The following is a 22310-nucleotide window of genomic DNA, read 5'->3' as shown; positions in this document are numbered from 1 at the left end:
GCAACAGGTTGCCTTGACATTCAGATTTTTGCCCGGTGGCAGGCCGGGGACTGTCTCCAGAGCGTTTTGCCAATGAAGGCGGCAAGCCGCTCTAATGTTTGAAGGATCGCTGGCCGGTAAAGACCATCCCCACCTGCGGTTGCGCCTCATTGCAGGCCATGATCACCTCGGCGTCGCGCAACGAGCCGCCGGGTTGGGCAATGGCCGTGACGCCCTGGGCAATGGCGGCGTCCACGCCGTCCCGGAAAGGAAAAAACCCGTCGGAAACCAGACGCGATCCGATCAGGCCGCCGCGGGCCTCGCGCGTGCGCGCGTCTATGGCGCTCAGGATTTCGGCCAGGGAGGCATCGTTTGCGGCTTTCTGCTTGAGATCATACAGCGAAAGCCCCTGCTCCCTGAACGCCAGGGCGTCGGCATACTTGGTATAGGCCTTGTGCACGGCCAGCTCCACGCAACCGACGCGATCCTGCTCGCCGGTGCCGATAGCCAGAGTGGCGCCGTCCCGGGCGAAAATCACGGAGTTGGAAGTCACGCCCGCCTCCACGGCCCAGGCGAAACGCAGATCCGCCAGTTCGGCCTTGTCCGGCGCGCGCGCAACCACCTCAAGGCCCTCCTTGTCCGTGGCCGCGGCAGGCAGAAAGTCGGCGTCCGCCAGGATGCGGTTTACAAAGGATTTTTGCACGATAATGCCGCCGTCCGCCAGGCTTTTGATGTCCAGAAAAGCCGAGCGGGTCAGCTCTTCCAGGCGGCCAAGGCCGGGGAGTTCCATGATGCGCAGATTCTTGCGGCTCTTGAGGATCTCCACCGCGCCTTCCTCAAAGGCCGGCGCGGCCACCACCTCAAAATAACTGGCGGCCACCATTGCGGCGGCTTCGCGGCTGAAAGGCCGGTTGACCACCACGGCCCCGCCAAAGGCCGCAATGCGATCGCACCAGAAGGCCCGCTCAAGCGCGGCGGCGACGCCGTCATGGGTCCAGGCCGCGCCGCAGGGGTTGTTGTGCTTCAAAATCACGGCCGCCGGGCGTTCGGTGAGATATTGGAGAATATTGGCCCCGTTGTCCACGTCGGTCAGGTTGGTCTTGCCGGGATGTTTGCCCGCCTGGATCATCTGGCCTTCCGTGAGCGCCGAGACAATGCCGTTGCCCGGACCGCGCCAGGTCAGGCCGCCGCAGGAGAGAGAACCTTGCCTGAGGGCATAGAGCGCGGCGGGCTGATCCGGATTTTCGCCGTAGCGCAGGCCTTTTTCTTCCTGCTCCAGCGTCCAGACGCGTTTCTCGTAAACGAGCTTTTCCTCGCCCAGGATGATGGTCATGGTTTCCGGGAAAGCGTCCTTGTGGACGGTGCTGTACATGGCCTTGAGATCCGACATGCTGCCTCCGGTACTAGAGCATATTGCTTTTGACACGCTCTCTGTCAACGACGTTTGCGCCGCCTGCTGCGCGGCCGTGGAAGGCATTCCCTAGCACAAAAGCCTTCTCAGGGCCAGAGCCGCTCTTGCCCAGGGCAGGGCTGACGCACTTGCGCGTTGACGAAGCCGGCGCAACAACATACATAGGTCGGCGACGGGAACCCGGAGGTTACATGGAAAAACTGCTCGCCCGGCTGGCGCGCCAACTGGACGCCATAGACGAAGCCTCGCTCATGTCGCTGTGGAGCAAATACGCCACGGCCTCGGCCCGCTTTGAACCCACCAAGCGTTGGGAAGAAGCGGCGTTGATTTTTTCGCTGATCCAGGCCAAGCGCTGGAAAAACCAGCTTTTCAATTATTATTGGTCGCGCCAGACCCAATTGCGCGGGGAGCCTCCTGCCGACGCTGTGGACAATCTCGTGCCCGGCTTTGCCCTGGAAAACGCGGATCGCGCTCAGGAGCGGTCCGAGAGTCTCTCCCGGCGCTGCCGCGTGCTGCCTTTCAAAAGCGTCAAGCCCGCCCCGGATTCGGATCGCTGACTCCCCTGCCCCTTCCCGCGCCCAGAGCGCCGGATTGGCCGCGCCTGCGGCACGGCAGCACAGATCAGGCATTTGACTTGCCTGGTCATCCGGGGTAGGTAGTATCAAGATCTTGCGTCCCCTGATCCGCCTTTGCGCGGCGATCTTTTCCCGCGCGCAGCCGCGCGCCACGGACGCTTGCTGCTGTACGACAACAGGCCGCTTTTACGGCCGGACTTTCAGGCAGGGACAGTCATGGCAAACACGGTTATCATCGGCGCACAGTGGGGAGACGAGGGCAAGGGCAAGATCGTGGATATGCTCAGCGCCCAAAGCCGGGTCATTGTGCGCTTTCAGGGCGGCAACAATGCCGGGCACACCATCAGGGTCAAGGGCGAGGAGACCATTCTTCACCTGATTCCTTCCGGTATTCTGCACGAAGGCAAGATCTGCCTGATCGGCAACGGCGTGGTGCTGGACCCCGAAGTTTTCCTGCGCGAGGCGGACCACCTGAAGGCCAGGGGCATTGACGTTTCGCCCGCGCGACTGGGCATCAGCAAAAAGGCGCATCTGATCATGCCCTACCACAAAAGCCTGGACAAAGCCCGCGAAGCCAAGCGCGCCGGGCACAAGATCGGCACTACCGGCCGGGGCATCGGCCCCTGCTACGAGGACAAGGCCGCCCGCGTGGGCCTGCGCGCCGGGGATCTGGCCAATCCCGAACTGGTGCGCCAAAAAGTGCGTCACGCCCTGCTGGAAAAAAACGTGCTGCTGCGCGAGCTGTACAAATACGACACGCTGGATGAAGCTGCGGTCTGCGACGAGTTGCTGCAACTGGCTCCGCGCCTGATTCCCTATCTCACGGACGTGGAAAGCCGCATCCATGAGGCCGTAAACGCCGGCGGGGACGTGCTTTTCGAGGGCGCGCAGGGCATTCACCTGGACATTGATCACGGCACCTACCCCTTTGTGACCTCTTCCAACACCGTGGCGGGCAACGCCTCGGCGGGCAGCGGCGTCGCGCCCTCCAGGCTCGACCGGATTGTGGGCATCGTCAAGGCCTATACCACCCGCGTGGGCTCCGGCCCCTTCCCCACGGAGCTGCTGGACGACACGGGCAGCTATCTGCGCAGCAACGGCCACGAATTCGGAGCCACCACGGGCCGCCCGCGCCGCTGCGGCTGGCTGGACGCCGTGATCCTGCGCGAAACCGTGCGCCTCAACGGGCTCACGGACATTGCCCTCACCAAGCTGGACGTGCTCCGCAACCTGCCCGCCCTGCGGATCTGCGTAGCTTACGACTGCCAGGAGCGGCGCTTTGAATATCTCCCGCAGGAAGAAGGCGCGCTCGAACGCGTCACGCCCGTGTATGAGGAACTGCCCGGCTTTGAGGAAGACATTTCCCAATGTTCGTCGTTTGCGGATCTGCCGGCTGCGGTGCAGACCTATGTGCGGCGCATTGAAGAACTGACGGGCGTCAAGGTTTCCCTGATTTCCGTGGGCGCGGATCGCCAACAGACCATTGTCCGCTGAACAAGGCGCGTTACCTCCGCGCGGCGCGGCCGGGCGCACATATTGGCCTGCCCTGCCGCATCCGGCTCTTAGGGTTTTCTATGGATCAGGCCTTGCTTCCCGCCATTGCCCACGCGGCTTTTGACCGCCTCAAAGGCGCTCTGGACCGTCTGGGCGACGCGCCGCCCCAGGTGCTCCTGCTGGAAGGCGGCTGCGAGGAACAGCGCCTGGATCTGGCCCGCTACTGGGCCTGCCGCTGCAACTGCCCCCATGCGCGGGAAAGCCGAAGCCCCTGCCTGAGCTGCGCGATCTGCATGCAGATCGCTTCCGGCGAATATCTGGATCTCTGCGCCTATGACGGGCGCATCGGCAATCGCGAGGATGAGGAAAATCCCGGACTTGTGCGGGCTTTCAACATGCAGCGGGTGCGCGAGCTGAAAAGCCGTTTGCGCGACGCGCCGCACGGCGCCGGGCGCAGGGTGGTGCTGCTCATGGGGCTGAGCCTGACCCGCGATGAGGCGGCCAACGCCCTGCTCAAAACCCTCGAAGAACCCTCGCCCTCCACGCTTTTCGTGCTGCTGGCGCCGCAGCGCGAGCAATTGCTGCCCACGCTGGTTTCCCGCTCTTTCTGCCTGACCCTGCCCTGGCCGGACAGCCGCGCGCAGGACGCAAGCCTGGCCCCTTGGGAAGAAGCCCTGGCTGTTTTTTTGCGCGAGGGGCGCGGCTTTCTGGAGCGCGTTTCCGCCAGGGGCGCTGTAGACGCGGCCCTGGCCGGGCGTTTGCTGCTCTGCTGCCAGAAAGCCCTTGCCCGGGTGCTGGCCGGGGAGGCGGAACGCCCCCTGGACGCGGCCCTGGCAACCCTGGACGCGCGCGGCCGCGCCGTCTGCGGCCACTGGCTGGCGGAAGCGCAGGAGGCCCTGCGCTACGGCGTCACCCCAAGCCGCGTGCTGGAAGCTCTGGCCGCCAGACTTTTTGTGCTGCGCGGGCCCGACTCCCAGCCCTGACCCTGCGGCAGGCCGATCTCGCGCAGGCGCTTTTCAGCCAAGGCAGAGCTGACGCATCTTCTGCGGCAGCCCTGACGGCGCGCGGCGCGCATGATCAACATCGGCAGGGGGCTCACTCTTCCCGCTGCGCTGCGCAGGCCTTGAGCACGGCGGCAGCGCCCGACTCCAGCCAAAGCCGCACAAGTTCCGCCAGCATGCGCGGCCTGGTCTGCGCGGGCTCAAGGCCCACGGATTTCCACAAAAGAGCCAGCGCGGCCTCACGCGCCTTTTTGTGCGGGGTGTACGCGGCGAGTTCCATATTATGCATGCCCGGTTTTTCGCCCGGCTGCGTCGGGCTGCGGCATTCCCCGGACACGGCCACGCAACTGCGGCAGGCATAAGGCCTGACCGGATAGATGCGGCAGCGGCCGTTGTCCAGAAAAGGGCAGGCCAGATAATAATCCAGCAGACAATGCGTGCCGTCGTTCACGCCGTTTCTGTAGCGTTGTATTGCCCAGGCCAGATAACTTTCCCGGAAATCCTTTGTGGCGGCATCCCACTTTTGGTGGGACTTGAGAAAAAAAGCCCCAAGATCGGGGCGCGGCCGCATGTACATGCCGATCAGCGCGGCTTCAAAAGGAGTGCAGAGCACAAGCTGGAAACAGCAGCCCGTGCAGCCAGGGCCGCAGGCCAGGGTTTGGCCCTGCCGGGCGAAGATCGCGCCAATCTCCCGACATTCCTCGTCAAGCTCGGCATTGGCGGCCTGCATGACCAGCGCCGCGGCGCGCAAACCCTCGGCCTTTTCGCCACGGACATGCCGCTCCAGCAAGGTGAGCCCGGCCGCGTCCGGAGAAAAAAAATACCCGTACGCGGCCTTGGAAAGCGCGCGTTCCGCCGCGCTTTCGCAGGGAAGCGCCGCATCTTTTGCATCCCATTCCGTCATTGCCTGTCGTCCTCTGCGCCGCGGCGCCCGTTGAGCGCGTCCTCACATTCAAGCAATCCTGACCGAAATTGCGGGCGGCTGTTTTCAGAAGCGCCAGTACGCGCCCGGCCAAAGACAGGCCTGCATTTTCGACGGTCGAGCACGCGCAAAACAAAAATCCGCTGCTTTTTCCGACGCCCGACGCTGCGCGCTCTGCCGCAACAGGCGGCGCAGGATGTTCGGATACACGATTCACGTTGCTTATGGCCTGGTTCTGCCGATCGTCCAGGGGCAGCCTCCAGGATCCGTATACATGTAAGATGCAAACACGGATCAATCAAGGGGACAACATGGCGGCCAGGGCTGCCTGACGAGACGTGGCGAGATAATGAAAATCCGCAAAAGCAAAGTCCCGCAAGGCTTTCTGGCTCTTGCGGGACTTTGTGGGATTTTCAGATGGTGCCGAGGGACAGAATTGAACTGCCGACACGGGGATTTTCAGTCCCCTGCTCTACCAACTGAGCTACCTCGGCTTTTGGGCGCCAGCGCGCCACTGTGGATGAAGATGTCTTGTACCCGCTTGCCCCGGCTTTGGCAAGCCCTTTTTGACAAATTGGCCCCCTCAGGGGCATCTAAAAAAATATCTTCAAAAATATCGCCATATTGCCACGGAAGAGGTAAAAGCAGCCGGGGAGGGATCGTGCTGCGTGCGCGGCGCATCAGGGCCAGGGGCTGGCCACGGCCGGGGGAAATGCCCTGGCATCCGGGCGGATGCAGACGTGCCCGCTGTCACTGCGTCGGGCCCATTGCGCAGGAAAACTTGAATGTTGCGCGGGTTCCGGCCATACTTCTCTCTACGTTGCAGCACCCGCAAGGAGCTTTTTCGTGGCCTTTCACACTCTTATCCCCCCCACCCTGCGAGATTTGCAGGCCCTGCGCACCATGGGCGTCTGGCAGCTTTTGCTGCAGGCCCTGCTCACCGGCGGCATCACCGGCGCGGTGATCGGCCTGTTCCGCCGGGCCTTTGACCTGATCAACATTCTGACTGTCCGTTATGTGGAGGGCCACAGCCTGGCCGATCCGTGGGTGGGCGCGAGCATTTTCGCCGCATTGTTCGTCCTGGCGGCCCTGGCCTGGCTTTTTCTGCGCTATGAGCCTCTGGTCGCAAGCAGCGGCATTCCTCAGGTGGAACTTACTGTGGCCGGGCATCTGCCCATGCGCTGGGCCACGGTGATCTGGGCCAAGTTTCTGGCCACCCTGGTTTCCCTGACCGGCGGCCTGTCCGTGGGGCGCGAGGGGCCCTGCATCCAGATGGGCGCGGCCGTGGGCTGCGGTGTGGGGCACATCTGGCACGAGGATCGGGCCGCGACAATGCCGCGCTATCTGATTGGCGGCAGCGCGGCCGGGCTGACCGCGGCTTTCGGCGCGCCCGCTGCCGGGCTCTGTTTCGCCTTTGAGGAAATGAAGACCCCGATCAGCGCGCCCATGCTGATCTTCACGTCCGTGGCGGCTTTTGCGGCCTGGTTTGTGATCCAGGTGCTCTTCGGATTCGGGTTGATCTTTCCTTTCAGCCGCACGGAACTCCTGAGTCTGCTGCAATGGTGGATCGTGCCCCTGCTCGGTGCTGTGACCGGCATGTTGGGCGTGCTGTACAACGGCATCCTGATCCGCATGGTGCTCTGGGCCGACCGCTCGCGATTGCCGCAGCCCTTGCGGGTGCTGACCCCCTTTCTGCTCAGCGGCCTTCTGCTCTACTTTTATCCGCAGGTGCTGGCCAGCTTCGGGGTGAGCGCCCCGGCCCTGGAAAAGCTGCCCCTGCCCCTGAGCGCGCTTTTGCTGCTGCTCGGCGTCAAAGTTCTTTTTTCCTGCGTCAGTTCGGCCTCGGGCGTGTCCGGCGGCCTGCTGATGCCCATTTTACTCGGCGGGGCCATTGCCGGCGCCTGCGTGGCTTCCATGCTGCTTTCCCTGTCCTGCATCAGTCCGGATCAGATTGCCACGGTGCTTCTCGTGAGCATGGCCGGTTTGTTCGCGTCCACGGTGCGCGCGCCGCTTACGGGCGCGGCCCTGGTGATCGAAATGACCAACTCTTTCCAGAACATCCCGGCGGTGCTGGTGGCGACCTACATAGCCGCCCTGACCGCCAACAGCCTGGGTTCGCAGCCGGTGTACGACAGCCTGAAGCAACGCGCCGTGAACCTGGAAAAGGCGCATCAGGCCCGGATCAAACGCGGAAAAGCGGGGTAGGGCAGTTGCCGCACGACGGATCTTCCTGCCTCCGCGGCTTTGGCCGAGCCTGGCCGGAGCGCAGAGCATTTTCTCTTTGAAAATGCTCTGCTGACGCGAAAGCGGCAGCCGCCGCAACGCGGCGTACATTCAGGCGAAAACCGCGTTTTTCGCCTGAATGCCACCTTTGACTTTTAGAAAAAGTCAAAGGTAATCTGCTCTAGAAGAAAGGCCGCAGCCTCTTGCCGGGCTGCGCGCGATACGCCCACGTCTGGCGCGAACCGGCGGGAAAAAATAAGCGCAAGAGCGCGCCCGCCGCTCTGCTGTGTATTTGCATAACTCATGCAAATTATTAATTTTTATAAAAAAGACTTGCGCTTTCCCAATGGAGTGGCTATGTTCTGCTTCCTTAGTGTTCTCTAACATCGGCCATCTGGAGTGGGTATGACCCGTAAAGACCGTACAGAAGGCATATACAGCCGCCGCGAAGTGCTTGATGAAAGCGAGCGCCGTCAGTATTGCCTGATCCAGCTTAAAGACTTGCTCTCGTATGCCTACCGCTATTCCGAAGACGTCAAAAAACGTTTCGATCGCGCGCAGTTCAATGTTGAAAAATTCAAAACCCTTTCGGATATCAAACACATCCCCATCCTGAAAAAGAAAGAACTGATCTTTCTGCAGTCCATGGGGCCGCGCCTGGGCGGGCTTCTGACCAAGGACATCGGCGAGCTCAAGCGCATCTTTCTTTCGCCCGGTCCCATCTTTGATCCCGAAGATCGCGGAGAGGATTACTGGGGCTATACCGAGGCCTTTTATTCCGTGGGCTTCCGCCCCGGCGACGCGGTGCAGAACACCTTCAATTACCAGCTCACGCCCGCGGGCCTGATGTTTGAGGAGCCCTTGCGCAATCTGGGCTGCGCGGTGATTCCGGCCGGGCCGTCCGACGCGGCCACCCAGCTCGACATCATGCAGAAGCTGCGCGTTTCCGGCTATGTGGGCACGCCCAGCTTTCTCATGCATCTGGCCCAGAAAGCCGAAGAAAAGGGCCTTAACCTGCGCAAGGATCTCTTTCTGGAAGTGGCCTTTGTCACCGGCGAGCGCCTCTCGGAAAAAATGCGTTCCCAGATGGAAAAGAAATACGATCTGATCATGCGCCAGGGCTACGGCACCGCGGACGTGGGCTGCATCGGCTATGAGTGCTTCCACAAGGTCGGCCTGCACATCGCCAACCGCTGCTATGTGGAGATCTGCCACCCGGATACGGGCATCCCGCTCAAGGACGGCGAAGTGGGCGAAATCGTGGTCACGGCCTTCAACAAGACCTATCCGCTGATCCGCCTGGCCACGGGCGATCTCTCCTACATCGACCGCAGCCCCTGCGCCTGCGGGCGGACCAGCCCGCGCCTGGGCAGCATTGTGGGCCGCGTGGACACCACGGCCCGGATCATGGGCATGTTCGTCTATCCGCATCAGGTCGAGCAGGTCATGAGCCGCTTTGAGGAGATCAAACGCTGGCAGATCGAGGTCACCAATCCGGGCGGCATTGATGAAATGACGCTCTTCATCGAAACCAGCGGCTTCAAACGCGAAGAAGAACTGCTTCACCAGTTCCGCGAAAAGATCAAACTGCGTCCCGATCTGCGCATTCTGGCTCCGGGCAGCCTGCCCCCGCAGATCCGGCCCATTGAAGACAAACGCCACTGGGACTGACCGACCTTGCAAAAGCCCGGCTCGCGGCCGGGCTTTTGCCTGTCCCCAACGCAAAGGAGAAGGCCATGAGCGAGCAGACCACCGCCAGAGGCGAGGCCCTGGCCCGGCTTATCCAATGGCTCAGGGAACGGCACGCCACGATTATGACGGTGGAGCGCGAGGCCCTGCAACGTCTGGAAAAAGGCGACATCCCCGGCTATACTGAAAAAATGCGTGAAAAAGCCGAGCTGCTGGCCGCGTTGAGCGAGCAGGCCAAGCCTCTGCTCGCGCCCTTGCCCGGCGAGCCGCGCTTCAATCTGGCCCTGGCTCTGGAGCGCTTTTCAGGCAGCGCGCGCACCGCCTTGCAGCTCAAGTCCGTTTTTTACATGTCCGCCCTGCTTTACCCGGACGATCACAAAAAAGGCGAGCCCGACAACCTGCTGCTCTTCATCGAGCGCGTGGAGCGCGAAGGGGAAAATTTCGCCTGAGCGGCCCGCGCCGCTTCACGGCAAGACTGGACAGCGCGCCCGGATTAAAGGATACTGGATGGGGCGGGCTGAAGCCGACCGGCATCCCCGCCGCACGCGATCTTGAGATCGCTGCCTAGAGATAACCGCAACCGTTTGGTTGCCTTACAAGGAGCATACTATGACGCGTTTATTGCGTTTGCCTGATCTGTCGGCCTTCTGGCAGATGTTCGGCCTGCTGGCTTTGTTGAGTCTGCTGGCCCTGCCCGCCCTGGCCGCGGAAAAGCCAGGCACGGCCCCCAAGGACAAATTCGCTGAAATGGACAAGAACAACGACGGCAAGGTGGTTCTTGAGGAATTCATGGCCACCTTTCCCGGTATGCGGGAAGAGGCCTTCAAGTCCATCGACAAAAACGGCGACGGCGTTGTGGTGCGTGAGGAATGGGAAATCTTCAGCAAGGATCACGCCGCAGGCATGAGACCGGGCACTATGCCCCCGGCCGCCAAGACACAGGGCGTGCGGATGAACAATATGCCCGGCGATCCGATTATTCCCCCGCCGAACAGCGCCAACATGCCTTTGCTGACGCCGCCTGATGGCCGATAAATCCAAGACTCCGCCCTTTCCCGTTCCCTGGCGGCTTGTGGAACCGCAAACGGACGGAAAAGGCGCGGATGACACGCAGCGGCGGCCTGAAGCGGCCGCCGCTTCCGCTTCGGGCCCGCGCAACAGCGCGGCACGCGCTCCGTGTGACCGTGGAAAAGCGGCACGGGGCCGCCGCAACGCGTTGCAGCCCCAAAGCAGGCCCGTCTTCCCGGATTTTCCGCACGGCCAGGCGTCCGAGGCTGCGGGCGGCGGAGAGCCCGCGTCAGGCAAGCCCCACGGCCGGGCCCAGCATGCCTTCGCCAACGGCCAGCCGCGCTTTGTGCCCATGTCCGCCGCGGAAATGCGCGCCCTGGGCTGGGACGGGCTGGACGTGCTGCTGATCACGGGCGACGCCTATGTGGATCATCCATCCTTCGGCTGCGCGCTGCTGGCGCGCTGGCTGATCCGGCACGGCTTTAAAACCGGCCTGATCGCCCAGCCCCGCTGGGACACGCCCGATGATTTTCTGGTCATGGGGCGGCCGCGCCTGTTCGCCGGAGTCAGCGCCGGGGCTTTGGATTCTCTGCTGGCCCATTACACGGCCTTTCGCAAAAAACGTCATGACGACGCCTATACCCCGGGCGGCAAAGCCGGGGCGCGGCCCAACCGGGCCTGCCTGGTCTATGCCAATCTGGCGCGCCGGGCTTTTCCGGGCCTGCCCGTTGTGCTGGGAGGCATTGAGGCCTCCCTGCGCCGGGTCAGCCACTATGACTTCTGGACCGACACCCTCCGCCGTCCTCTGCTCATGGACGCCAAGGCAGATTTGCTGATCTGGGGCATGGGCGAACGCGCGATTCTGGAATGCGCCCGTCGACTGGAGCAGGGGCGCGATCTGCCGGGCATTCCGGGCACGGCCTGGATCGACAGGCTGGACGCCGACGGCCGCCCGGCCAATCTGCCTGAAACGCTTGCCGCTGCACCGGGCATTGCTCTGCCCGGCCATGAACGCCTTCTGGCGGAACCGGAGCAATTGCTCAGACTTACGCAAGAGCTGGAGCGCCAGGTACACCGCGGCGACGCCTGGGCCTTTGAGCCTGTCCAGGGCCGCGCTCTGGTGCTGGCTCCTCCGGCAGCGCCGCTGAGCACAGCGGAAATGGACGAGCTCTACAGCCTGCCTTTTTGCCGGGAGGCTCATCCGGCCTATACGGAGCCCATTCCGGCCGCGGAAATGCTGCGCACCAGCATCACCAGCCACCGGGGCTGCGGCGGCGGTTGCTCCTTTTGTTCCCTGGCCTTGCACCAGGGACGAAAAATCAGCTCACGCTCGGCCGCGTCCATTCTGGCCGAAGCGAAGCGCCTGGGAGCGGAAAACATGGCGCGGGGCAAAGGACCGGTGGCGATTTCCGATGTGGGCGGCCCCACGGCCAATATGTGGCAGGCACATTGCGCCCTGGACGCGGGAACTGCGCAGGGCGGCGCCGCGTCTCATGCCGGCGGCTGCCGCCGCTCCAGTTGTTGCTTCCCTTCTGTGTGCAAGGCTTTTGTGACCCCGCAACGCAAACATGTGGAACTGCTGCGCGCGGCAGCGGCCCTGCCCTGCGTAAAGCAGGTGCGCGTGGCCAGTGGCGTGCGCGCGGATCTGGCGCTGCGCGAGCCCGATGCCCTGGCCGCCTATACCGGGGAGTTTACCGGCGGCCAGCTCAAGGTAGCCCCGGAGCACTGCGCGCCCTCGGTGCTGGCCCTGATGCGCAAACCGCCGCTCGCGGTTTTTGAACAATTTCTGGAAAGCTTCGCGCGCCAAAGCCGGGCCGCGGGGCGCGAGCAATATGTGGTGCCCTACCTGATGAGCGCCTTTCCCGGCTGCACGGACGAGGATATGCGTATCCTGGCCCGCTGGCTGCGGCAGCGCCGCTGGAGCCCGCGCCAGACCCAGTGCTTTATCCCCACGCCGGGCACCATTGCCACGGCCATGTATTATTGCGGCCGGGACGAAAGCGGGGAAGCCATTTATGTGGCCCGCTCCGACGCTGCCCGCCTGCGCCAGCATCGCATCCTCATGTCCACGCTCGCCGGTTCTGACGAACGCCAGGCCCCACGCGCTGCAGAGCGGCGGAAAAGGCCGCGTTCCGGCTCAGGCTAGAGCGCTTTGCTAAGGAAATTCGCTAAGCGCTCTAAAAGAAATATGCTCTACAGAAAACGGGAGACCACATATGTGCCCCAGACCAGAAGGATGCCCATCTGGGCAATGAGCTGCGCGGCGCTGCCCATGTCCTTCGCTTTTTTGGACAAGGGGTGCAGATCCGGCGAGATACGATCAACCACGTTTTCAATGGCGCTGTTCAGGAGCTCCACCAGGAGGGCAATGAGCAGCACCAGGCTGAGCAGCGCGCGGTCCCCCCAGGTCTGGCCCAGCCAGCAAGCCAGGGGCAGACCGAACACGCAGCCCCAGACGATCTGGCGAAATGCCTGCTCGTCCCGCCAGGCGGCACCAAAGCCGTCACAGGAATAGAGACAGGCGTTCCAGAGCCGCCGCAGGCCGGAACGCCCCTTCAGATCATTGCGAAGATTGCGCGGTGTTTGCTCAGTCATGGCTGTGTACCTTTAGAGCATTTTGCTTTTGAAATTATTCAATTTCAAAAGCGGCGCTGCCATCATTTCGCCTGAAAAGCGTGGTTTTCAGGCTCATTCGGCGCGGGCGTCCGCTCCCGCGGCCGCCAGAGCAATTTCAAAGTGAAATTGCTCTAGAGCCTTTCAAAGGTAACATGCGCTCTTTCCGCACCTGCCCGGATTGCAGCCGGTAAAAAGCCCCCTCAGCCTGCAAGGAGAAAAAATGTCTGAGGCCGAAGATCGCCTTACCCGCCTGGAAGAGCTCAGCTTTTTTCAGGAAGAGCAGCTCAGGGAACTCAACGACGCGCTCACGCTCCAACAGGAGCAGTTGGACAGGCTGGAGCAGCAAGTCGCCGACGCGCTGGCAGTCATCCGGCTCTTGCGCGACAAATTGGCCGATCAGCCTGAAAACGCCCCGCCCCCGCACTTTATGCCGGAGCGCTACTAGAGCAGATTATCTTTAACTTTTTATGAAAGTCAAAGGTGGCATTCAGGCGAAAAACGCGGTTTTCGCCTGAATGTACGCCGCGTTGCGGCGGCTGCCGCTTTCGCGTCAGCAGAGCATTTTCAAAGAGAAAATGATCTAGAGCGGTTGCCGTTTTCAACAGCAAACCGCTCTAGATCATTTCATGAGCAAAACGCTCTAAAAGCCGAATCCGTCGGCGTCACTGCCGGAAGAACCGAAGCCGAAGTCATCCGGCACGCTGCTTTGAGCCGCGGGCGCGGCCTCCTCGGCCCCGGCAGCGGCGGCTCCTGCGGCAGCGCCGCCCACCACCATGCCTTTGAGGCCGTCCTTGATGGCGTCCTTGATAGTCTGCATGAGCTCGTCATGATTCACGGCCACTTTGCCCTGATACTCGGCAAGCTGTTTGCGCAGGCCGCCCATGTCCGTATTCAGGGACTTGATTTTCGCTTCCAGCTCGTCGCACTTTTTCTGCAAGGCCTCGGCTCTGGCCTCGGCAGGCTCAAGGGCGCGCACGCGCTCTTCCAGCTTCGCGGCCGCGGCTGTTTGCGTCACAAGGCTGCCATAGGTCTCGGCCAGGCAGTCCAGCGTCTGCGCGGCAAGGGCCCTGGTGCGGCCGTCCATGGGCGTCAGCGAGATGTTGTCGCCCAGCGCGCCCCTGGCGCGGCTGACAAAACCTTCCCAGGACTGATCCTCGCTCCAGGTCAGATCCATGAATTTCGGATACCAGCGGGCCAGCCACGCCGCGGCAAACGGCCCTACGGCCCTGGCGCAGCAGTCGCAGGCAACGGAGCGCCCCACCACATAGCCGGCGAGATCCTTAACGTCCACGCCCTCTTTGCCCACCACCAGGGCCAGAACCGATTCCACGGGAAACACTTTGCGATCACTATCAGACATGGCGGCCTCCTCCTCGGAGATCGTATTTTTTACTTTGATGCGTTGCTCTTTCTTTCTGCCTTGCCCGCTCAGCTTCGCCCGTACATGCGGACGTACAGCAGCGCCGCCGTGCGGTACACAAAATGCCCCAATTTGGACCAGGGCAGATACGCAAAGAGCATCCAGACAAAGACCAGATGCAGGTAATAAATCACGAAAGCGGGCCTGATGGCGTCGGCCAGGCGGAAGCACTGGGCCAGGACGCCTGTCACGGCCACCAGCCAGATGATCCCCAAAAGATACCAGTCCTGAAAGCTGGAGCCGTGATCCGCGGGGTTCAGGCGCATGCGGCGCGCGGTCAGCAGGGCCAGGCCGATGAGCAGGAGCAGCGCGCCGATATTGGCCAGGATTTTGACCGGGAAGGTCAGGGGCATGGGCGTCTCGATCTTGATCAGGGGAATAATTTTGCCGCCCCAATGGCCCAGGGCCACGATGGCCGTGACGCAGGCCAGGATCGCGAAACTCCAGAACAGGATCGCATGCCCGTACTTGCGGTTGGGCGTATTTTTGCCGGTGACCGGGCCGTCCTCGCACTCGTCGAACTTGCGGTGGGTGATGACTTCCTCCCAGAGCACATCCCAGAGGTGGAAGACCCAGCTTTTGGTTTTGCCGATCACCATGAGCGTGCCGTCAGGCTGGAACATCTTCCAGAGTTTGCGCACTCCGAGATAGAGGATGAACAGCGCGCCGAAGAAGGTGAGCATGAAAATGGGGTCAATGGTGTAGTCGCCGTAGAAAATCTGGCCGAAAACGATCCGGCCGTCAGCCGCGCGCGGGAACCATTCGCCGTTGTTGCAGCCGGCGCGGATCCACCAGACGATCAGCCAGAGCACCGCCGGGATGGCGAAAAGAATGGGCAGACCCGACGCTTTGCTCATCCATTTGCCCACAATGGCGGGCGCGGTCAAATCCTTGTAGAGCACATTGCGGGCCGCGGCCATCACGTCCGCGGGCTTGGCGCCGCGCGGGCAGAGATCCGAGCAGTTGCCGCAATTGTGGCAAAGCCAGAGATCCACGTCGCCGCGCAGTTTTTCCTTCAGGCCCCAGGAGGCCCAGACCATTTCCTTGCGCGGATACGGAGCGTTGGCCGGGGAGAGCGGGCAGGCCACCGAACAGGTGGCGCACTGGAAGCATTTCTTGAGGGACTCGCCCCCGGCTTCCCCGAGCTCCCGGGCAAACTCCAGATCCGGTTTAAGCGTAGATTGTGCCATTGCTGCCATCCTCCTACATGCCCTTGAACGGGTTGGGGCCCAGCTCCATGATCCGGCCCACAAAGCCGTCAATCAGGTCGGGAACCGTGTCGTATTCGTCAATGGCCACTTCAAGTTGTTCCACCCGTTCGGGCTGCACGCCCAGACGGTCAAGGGTCTCGGCAATATTGTCCCTGCGCTTGGCGCAGATCTCGGAGCCTTTCACAAAGTGGCACTGATAGTCGTCGCCGTATTTGCAGCCCAGGAGCATCACGCCGTCAAAGCCCTTGCTCATGGCGTCGGAGACCCATATGGCGTTGACCGAACCCAGGCAGCGCACCGGGATGATACGCACATAGGGGCTCCAGGCCCTGCGACGCATGCCCGCCATATCCAGGGCCGGGTAGGCGTCGTTCTCGCAGGCCAGAATCAGGATGCGCGGACCTTCCTTCTTGAAGTCCTTGGGCACCTGAACTTCGCGGATCATGGAGCCGATCTGGTCAATATTGTAGTTGGCAAAGGAGATCACGCGTTCGGGGCAGGCCCCGAAGCAGGTGCCGCAGCGCCGGCAGCGGGCCGGATTGGGCTTGGGCGTGCCTTTTTCGTCGTCATCCAGGGCGCCGAAGGGGCATTCCTCAGTGCAGCGCTTGCATTGGGTGCAGCGCACGAAATTGAACACCGGGTAGGAGGCATCGCCGGAACGCGGCAGCACAGCAACCCCGTGCCCGGCCGCCTCAATGCTCTGCACGGCCTTGAGCACCGCGCCGCGCGCGTCTTCCTCGCAGGCGTCCATGGTCATGGGCTGGCGCACGCAGCCCGCGGCGTACACGCCGGTCCGCCGGGTCTCATACGGAAAACAGATGTAATTGGAATCGGCAAAACCGTCAAAAAGTTCCAGATCCGGGAAGTCCGGACCCTGGCGGTAGGCGAATTCCACCACCACATCCTTGGCCGTGGTGGGCACCAGGCCCGTGGGCAGCACCACCAGATCCACGTCCAGATCGAAATCCATGCCCAGCAGGGTATTCTGGCAGGAAACCACCATGTGATCGCCGGCCTCGCGGATATCGGTCACATCGGCCTTGGTCATCATGATCCCCAGGCGATTCTGCATCTTCTTGTAGAAGCGCTCCAGAATGCCGGGCACGGTCATGTTCTTGTACAGGATAAAAGCCTGAACCGCGTCGTTGGTCTTTTCGCAGACGATATTGGCCAGCCGCAGCATGCCCACGCTGTTCACCGCGTTGGAGTAGGCAAGGTGGCGGATGGATTCCAGATCTTCCTTGACAAAAGGCTTTTCCTCGCCCTCGGCCCCGGCTGCTGCGGGCCTGGCGGCTTCGGCCACGGCTTGGGCTTCGGCGGCGTCGGCCTGGGCCGCGGCAGCGGCTACGGCTTCCTCAGCCAGAGTGGTATCCAGCACAAAGGCAATACGCCGGGCAGTCACTTCCCCTGCGGCCAGCATTTTGCCGAACTGGGCCGCGTGCACCACCCTGGGGCTTTTGCCCAGGCCCATGGGGGCCAGGTATTTTTCATCCAGAGGCGCCCAGCCAGAGGCCAGAACCACGGCGCCCACTTCCACGGAAACCGGGCCCCCGGCCGTGGCAATCACAGCCGTGAACGCGCCGGGCTGGCCTTCCAGCTTTTGCATATGCGCGTTCAGATGCGTTGTGATTTTGGGATCATCCGTGACCCGGCTGATCTTTGCGGCCAGATCCGCGGGCTGTTTGTCGGTCCAGAGCGGGCCCTGGGGCGACGTCACGGGAATATTGTTGACTGCGCCGCCCAGTTTGTCGGCCTTTTCCACCAGCACGACCTCATAGCCCGTGGCCGCGGCTTCGGCAGCCGCAGTAAGGCCTGTCCAGCCGCCGCCGATGACCAGAATGCGCGGCGTGCCGGGAACGGCCGCCGAATCGGGAACCTCGCTTTTCTGCAGCTTGACCACGCCCATGTTCAGATAATCGCGGGCCATGAGCGTGAGCAATTCGGGCGCGCCGTCCCTCGCGGGCGCGGAGCCGGCCTGGGGATCCTTGAACGCCAGCACGCATTGCTCGCGCAGGTTCACATGTTCCACCTGCACGGGGAAGCGGTAGAGATCCGCGTCCACGCGCGGCGAAGCGCCGCAGAGCAGCACCCCGTCAAGGCCCTGCGCCGCAATGTCCGCCCTGATCTCGTCCACGCTTTCGGCAAGCACCGGGCAGATCTTGACCACAGGCGTGAGATCGCCCCATTTTTCGCGTAACTGCGCGGCCAGGGCCTCCACGTCGAGCCCCCCGCCGATATTCTGCAGGTCAAAATAGACGCCAATTTTACCGGCCATGCCGCCTACCTCCCTTTCACCGTTTGTACCGCCTTCAGGGCGGCGGCTGTGCCGGACTGCGCCGAGCGCGTCACATCCAGAGGCATGCGCGCGCAACCGGCGGCGAAAATACCGGCCTCCTCGCCGCCCGCAATGAAGCCGTCTTCATCCAGCGGCACGGGCAGCGGCAAATTTTCGCCGGCCAGCGAGGGCTGCATGCCTGTGGCCAGCACCACGAGCTCATAATCCAGAGTGAGTTTTTCGCCGCGCACGGCGTCCTCCACCGTGATTCTCACCATATCGCCCTCGGCCTGGACCGCGTCGGCCACCTTGCCCTTGACAAAACGCACGTTGGGCAGGGCCTTGACTTTCTCAAGCACATTCACATAGCGGCCGGGCGCGCGCAAATCAATGTAGTACACGGTAATCAGAGCGTCCGGATTCTGCTCCGCGATGTACAGGCACTGTTTCAGGGTGGCCATGCAGCAGATGTAGGAACAATAGTTGAGATGATTCTGATCGCGTGAACCGGCGCACTGCACAAAGGCGATTCTGCGCGGCGTCTTGCCGTCCGAAGGCCGGACAATGCGGCCTTTGGAAGGGCCGAACGGCGAGGCGAGCCGTTCCATCTGCATATTGGAAATGCAGTTTTTCACTGTGCCTGCGCCCAGATTGCTCAAACGGGTAACGTCATAGGGCTTCCAGCCTGTGGCGAGCACAATGGAGCCGACCTTAAGCTCAATTTCGCGCGCCTCTTCGACAGGATTGAGAAACTTGTTGCCCGCCACCCGGGCCGCGTCGGACTTGGAGAGCGTCTGCACATCCAGGACGTAGCGCCCGGGAAAAGCAAAGGGCATGGATTTGTAGAGGGCCTTGCGCCTGGAAAGCCCCAGCTCAAAGGCATCCGGGGTTTCGCCTTCAAGCGCGGAGGCCAAAAGGCTGAAATCCACATTGTGGGGAGCAACGCGGCGCGGGCTCAGGCGCACCCGCACGCTGTAATCGCCTTTTACGCCCGTCAGCCCTGTGACCTCGGCCAGGGTGAAAAATTTGATGCGCGGATTTTTCCTGATGCGCTGGAACTGAATCTCCAAGCCGCAGGAGGGGGGACAGAGTTTGGGAAAATATTTGTTGAGCTGGGCCACACGGCCGCCAAGCCAGGGCGACTTTTCGACGATATAGACGTCATGGCCCAGTTCCGCCGCTTCATTGGCGGCTGTGAGGCCTGAAAAGCCGCCGCCCACGACGAGAATGGCATTGGACATCCTGGATATCCTCCTGCGTTGTTGCATCGCGGCTGAGGAAGGTGAACCGCCCCTCCGCCGCAGGAAAAAAGGGGCGGCCGCCAGGCGGCCGGCCCAGAGCGTTGACAACGCAAGGCAATCGAAAACCAGGAGCCCGGCGCGGCTTTTGCCCGGAAGGCATCCCGCAGGGACGCTGCCGTTACCGTGTCCGGCACGGCCGGAGGCCGCGGGGATTGCCGCGTTTCTGCGGCCGCGCGTTTCCCCGGTCGCAAGGAGCATGAGGAGCCGGCCGGCAAGGCCTGGTTTTTGCGCCGCCCGCCCGGCGGCGTGAAGGCCGTAAAGCGGGTTTTGTCAACATTCTGGGGCGGCCGCCACACGGTCGGCCCCGGCAAACGGGCACGCAGCGCCCTTGTCTTTCGCGCCGCGCCGGGATTGCCGTTGGTTTGCGGCAATCCGGGGGCGGCCTTGCGGCCGCCCCTCTTGCAATGGCAATCGCCGACTAGTCGGGGATGATCTGATAATAGGGCTTCTTGAAGATTTTGGTCTCGCCGGTGGCGGGATCAAACTTGGAGTTCACGAAGCACTTCCACTTGCTGTCGTCCAGGCCCATGAAGTCGGCCCGGTAATAGAAGCCGGGATAACGGGATTCCTCGCGGAAGGCGATGTGCTGCATGTGCAGGCGCACCGTCCAGAGGCGATGGTAGTTTTCCCAGCAGCGCAGCAGTTCGTGCAGATCGCGGGCAGCCAGCTTTTCGGAGTCTTCTTCCATCATGGTCAGCAGGTCGAAGCCCGTGTTCAGCAGAGCCTGAGAGGTGGTGTAGTAGGTGGCCACGCCGCCGCCGTATTCATCGGTACACTTGATCAGGCGCATCATGAAGTTTTTGGGCGAGACGTAGTTGGGGTTGACCACCGGATCCGTGGACGCGGCCTTGCCGGCCATGAAGTTGTCATAGGGGCGGTAGATGAGCTTGCGCAGCTCTTCGGCCGTTTCCTTGAACTCGGGCTGATAATCCTTGTGATCCACGCACCAGCGCACCATCTGCTTGCCGGCGATGCGCCCTTCGGCGTGCGAGCCGGAGGAGAACTTGTGGCCGGAAGCGCCCACGCCGTCGGCGCAGGTGAACAGGCCTTCCACGGTGGTCATGCGGTTGTAGACCTTGCCGTTGGCGGCTCTGACCTTGTAGTCTTCAGGAACCCAGTCTTCGTCCGGGCCGGAGACCCAGATGCCGCAGCAGCCGGAGTGCGAGCCGAGCAGGTAGGGCTCGGTGGGCATGATCTCGGAGCCGCGTTCTTCGGGCTGGGTGTTGGTGCAGGCCCAGAGGTTGGCCTGGCCCACGCACATATCCAGGAAGTCTTCCCAGGCTTCGGACTCAAGATCCTTCTGCTCCTCTTCGTTCAGGGAGGCGAAGGTGTTGACCAGGGCGGTCTTGGTGTCCATATAGATGGGCCCGCGGCCTTCGCGCATTTCGCGCAGCATCATATGGTTGCGCAGGCAGGTGGGGATCACGTTGCCCTTGGCGTAGCCGCGATCCTCATAAGGTTTGAGCATGGCCTTGTTGGTCACGCAGTAGTCTTCGCCCTTGGAGTTGGTGGCCTTGGCCTTGAAGAGCAGGAACCACGCGCCCACAGGGCCGTAGCCGTCCTTGAAGCGGGCGGGCACGAAGCGGTTTTCCATCATGGTCATTTCCGCGCCGACCTGAGCGCACATGGTATAGGTGGAACCCGCGTTCCAGACCGGATACCAGGCGCGGCCCATGCCCTCGCCCGTGGAGCGGGGACGGTACACGTTCACCGCGCCGCCCGCAGCCACCATGATGGCGTTGGCCTTGAAGATATGCACTTCGTTGGCGCGCAGGTTAAAGCCCACGGCGCCCGCAATGCGGTTGGGGGTGTTTTTGTCGAGCAGCAGTTTCACCACGAAGATGCGTTCCATGATCCGGTCTTCGCCCAGGGCGTTCTTGGCCGCTTCGGCCACGATGCACTTGTAGGACTCGCCGTTGATCATGATCTGCCAGCGGCCGGAACGCACGGGTTTGTCGCCGTTGCGCAGGGATTTGCCCGCGGCCTTGGCGGCCGCGCCGTTCAGGTTGTGGCCGTCGTCGGCCTTGATCCAGCAGGGCAGGCCCCAATCCTCGAACAGATGCACGGAGTCGTCCACATGGCGGCCCACGTCGAAGATCAGGTCTTCGCGCACCAGGCCCATGAGGTCGGTGCGGACCATGCGCACATAGTCGTCGGCGCTGTTTTCGCCGAGGTAGGTGTTAATGGCCGAGAGGCCCTGGGCCACGGCGCCGGAACGCTCCAGCGCGGCCTTGTCGCAAAGCATGATCTTCAGACCATGCTTGTCCCCCCAGCGCACGGCCTCGTAAGCGGTGCCGCAGGCGCCCATGCCGCCGCCCACGATCAGCAGGTCGACTTGATGCTCTTTGATTTCAGGTTCGGAAATGGGCACGCCCTTGGTCGCTTCCTTCACGGGAATCATAGGCATAATGGTTTCTCCTTATCGCACTGATGGTTGAAAGCGGCTCAGCGGCCGTGTACCTGAGAGGTGTAGACCTTGTCGGCTTCGGTCACGTCGAACTTCTTGCCGAGCACTTCCTTGGGCCTGGCCAGTTCTGTTTCGGTGAACAGCAGTCCATCGTCGAGGCTGGCGCCTTCGGGCCGGCCCTCGTAAGGTTTGATCGAGCCTTCAGGCGTGGTGCGAATGGGGAATTTGAAACGCTTCACATTGCCGCTGCGGAACTTGACGGTCCACATGATCGAATCGGCCGAACGCATGGGGATACAGGTGCCGCCCATGGGCGCGAAGTCCGCATAGGGGCGGGCCGTGATGGCGCCCTGGGGGCAGATTTTCACGCAGGAATAGCATTCCCAGCAGGCGTCGGGTTCCTGGTTGTAAGCCTTCATTTCCTCGGGATCGAGGATCATCAGGTCATTGGGGCAGATGTACATGCAGGCCGTCTTTTCGCCACCCTTGCAGCCGTCGCACTTGGACGGATCGACAAACGTCGGCATACGTATCCTCCAACTCTTAAAGTGTTACAAAAAATCCGCAGCCCTGGGCGAGGCACGCGCGATTGCCCGTGAGCGCGCCTCGTCATTGCGCCGCTCGAAAAGATGAGGGCGCATGGCTTGCGCATTTAGTAACAAGCGAACGCTCTCCGCGTCAAGCCCCTTTTGCAAAAATTCGCGGGTTCTTCACAGGCCAGTGCCCTGAAAAGGCTGTATGGAGACTCTTTGAAGACTATAGCGAAATCTGGAGCGTG

Annotated in this window: 18 protein-coding genes and 1 tRNA gene; 9 read left to right on the top strand and 10 right to left on the bottom strand. The window is 62.4% G+C overall.

Annotated features, from left to right (window positions below):
* Positions 1-91: 91 nt before the first annotated feature.
* Positions 92-1369 (bottom strand): IMP cyclohydrolase, encoded by a 1278-nt coding sequence (locus G7Y51_RS04440; RefSeq protein WP_165175173.1) that lies wholly within the window; start codon positions 1367-1369, stop codon positions 92-94.
* Positions 1370-1581: 212 nt separating this feature from the next.
* Here G7Y51_RS04440 and G7Y51_RS04435 point away from each other — a divergent pair, with 212 nt between their 5' ends.
* The 3 genes from G7Y51_RS04435 (at position 1582) to G7Y51_RS04425 (ending at position 4442) form a co-directional block, all read left to right on the top strand.
* Positions 1582-1947, top strand: coding sequence for a hypothetical protein (locus G7Y51_RS04435; protein ID WP_165175172.1), 366 nt, complete (start codon positions 1582-1584; stop codon positions 1945-1947).
* Between the two features lie 234 nt (positions 1948-2181).
* A complete protein-coding gene (locus G7Y51_RS04430) occupies positions 2182-3459 on the top strand; it encodes an adenylosuccinate synthase (protein ID WP_165175171.1) in 1278 nt (425 codons plus the stop codon).
* A gap of 80 nt (positions 3460-3539) precedes the next feature.
* Positions 3540-4442, top strand: a complete 903-nt coding sequence (locus G7Y51_RS04425) for a DNA polymerase III subunit delta' (protein ID WP_165175170.1) — start codon at positions 3540-3542, stop codon at positions 4440-4442.
* A gap of 112 nt (positions 4443-4554) precedes the next feature.
* Here G7Y51_RS04425 and G7Y51_RS04420 read toward each other — a convergent pair whose 3' ends face one another.
* Both G7Y51_RS04420 and G7Y51_RS04415 read right to left on the bottom strand, forming a co-directional pair.
* Positions 4555-5364 carry a YkgJ family cysteine cluster protein gene (locus G7Y51_RS04420; RefSeq protein ID WP_165175169.1) on the bottom strand — a complete coding sequence of 270 codons (810 nt, stop codon included), beginning with the start codon at positions 5362-5364 and terminating at the stop codon, positions 4555-4557.
* 436 nt (positions 5365-5800) lie between these two features.
* Positions 5801-5876: transfer RNA gene (locus G7Y51_RS04415), tRNA-Phe, on the bottom strand.
* A gap of 352 nt (positions 5877-6228) precedes the next feature.
* Here G7Y51_RS04415 and G7Y51_RS04410 point away from each other — a divergent pair.
* The 5 genes from G7Y51_RS04410 to G7Y51_RS04390 all read left to right on the top strand — a co-directional run bounded on the left by G7Y51_RS04410 (position 6229) and on the right by G7Y51_RS04390 (position 12448).
* On the top strand, positions 6229-7587 hold the full coding sequence (locus G7Y51_RS04410) for a ClC family H(+)/Cl(-) exchange transporter (RefSeq protein ID WP_241160128.1): 1359 nt from the start codon (positions 6229-6231) through the stop codon (positions 7585-7587).
* A 423-nt stretch (positions 7588-8010) separates the two neighbouring features.
* On the top strand, positions 8011-9276 hold the full coding sequence (locus tag G7Y51_RS04405; RefSeq protein WP_165175167.1) for an AMP-binding protein: 1266 nt from the start codon (positions 8011-8013) through the stop codon (positions 9274-9276).
* 65 nt (positions 9277-9341) lie between these two features.
* A complete protein-coding gene (locus tag G7Y51_RS04400; protein ID WP_165175166.1) occupies positions 9342-9743 on the top strand; it encodes a hypothetical protein in 402 nt (133 codons plus the stop codon).
* Between the two features lie 160 nt (positions 9744-9903).
* The gene (locus G7Y51_RS04395; RefSeq protein ID WP_165175165.1) at positions 9904-10329 is read left to right on the top strand and encodes a calcium-binding protein; all 426 of its coding nucleotides are present in this window, start codon (positions 9904-9906) and stop codon (positions 10327-10329) included.
* A gap of 325 nt (positions 10330-10654) precedes the next feature.
* Positions 10655-12448, top strand: coding sequence for a YgiQ family radical SAM protein (locus G7Y51_RS04390; RefSeq protein WP_165175193.1), 1794 nt, complete (start codon positions 10655-10657; stop codon positions 12446-12448).
* A 47-nt stretch (positions 12449-12495) separates the two neighbouring features.
* Here the strand turns inward: G7Y51_RS04390 and G7Y51_RS04385 are convergent, their stop codons facing one another.
* A complete protein-coding gene (locus tag G7Y51_RS04385) occupies positions 12496-12897 on the bottom strand; it encodes a diacylglycerol kinase (RefSeq protein ID WP_165175164.1) in 402 nt (133 codons plus the stop codon).
* Positions 12898-13138: 241 nt separating this feature from the next.
* Here G7Y51_RS04385 and G7Y51_RS04380 point away from each other — a divergent pair, with 241 nt between their 5' ends.
* Complete coding sequence (locus G7Y51_RS04380; protein WP_165175163.1) at positions 13139-13363, top strand: SlyX family protein; 225 nt, start codon at positions 13139-13141, stop codon at positions 13361-13363.
* Positions 13364-13558: 195 nt separating this feature from the next.
* Here the strand turns inward: G7Y51_RS04380 and G7Y51_RS04375 are convergent, their stop codons facing one another.
* The 6 genes from G7Y51_RS04375 to aprB all read right to left on the bottom strand — a co-directional run bounded on the left by G7Y51_RS04375 (position 13559) and on the right by aprB (position 22059).
* On the bottom strand, positions 13559-14278 hold the full coding sequence (locus G7Y51_RS04375) for a DUF4200 domain-containing protein (protein ID WP_165175162.1): 720 nt from the start codon (positions 14276-14278) through the stop codon (positions 13559-13561).
* A 68-nt stretch (positions 14279-14346) separates the two neighbouring features.
* Positions 14347-15528, bottom strand: coding sequence for a quinone-interacting membrane-bound oxidoreductase complex subunit QmoC (qmoC, locus tag G7Y51_RS04370; protein WP_165175161.1), 1182 nt, complete (start codon positions 15526-15528; stop codon positions 14347-14349).
* Between the two features lie 13 nt (positions 15529-15541).
* Complete coding sequence (locus G7Y51_RS04365; RefSeq protein ID WP_165175160.1) at positions 15542-17824, bottom strand: hydrogenase iron-sulfur subunit; 2283 nt, start codon at positions 17822-17824, stop codon at positions 15542-15544.
* A 5-nt stretch (positions 17825-17829) separates the two neighbouring features.
* Complete coding sequence (locus G7Y51_RS04360) at positions 17830-19065, bottom strand: FAD-dependent oxidoreductase (RefSeq protein WP_165175159.1); 1236 nt, start codon at positions 19063-19065, stop codon at positions 17830-17832.
* Positions 19066-19543: 478 nt separating this feature from the next.
* A complete protein-coding gene (gene aprA, locus G7Y51_RS04355) occupies positions 19544-21532 on the bottom strand; it encodes an adenylyl-sulfate reductase subunit alpha (protein WP_165175158.1) in 1989 nt (662 codons plus the stop codon).
* A 38-nt stretch (positions 21533-21570) separates the two neighbouring features.
* Positions 21571-22059: an adenylyl-sulfate reductase subunit beta gene (gene aprB, locus G7Y51_RS04350; RefSeq protein WP_165175157.1), complete on the bottom strand. Its 489-nt coding sequence runs from the start codon at positions 22057-22059 to the stop codon at positions 21571-21573.
* Between the last annotated feature and the right edge of the window lie 251 nt (positions 22060-22310).

The organism is Desulfovibrio sp. ZJ369 (genome assembly GCF_011039085.1).
Classification (GTDB): domain Bacteria; phylum Desulfobacterota; class Desulfovibrionia; order Desulfovibrionales; family Desulfovibrionaceae; genus Desulfovibrio.
The sequence above is the reverse complement of the archived record's forward strand: the minus strand, read 5'-3'. Positions and strand labels throughout refer to the sequence as shown.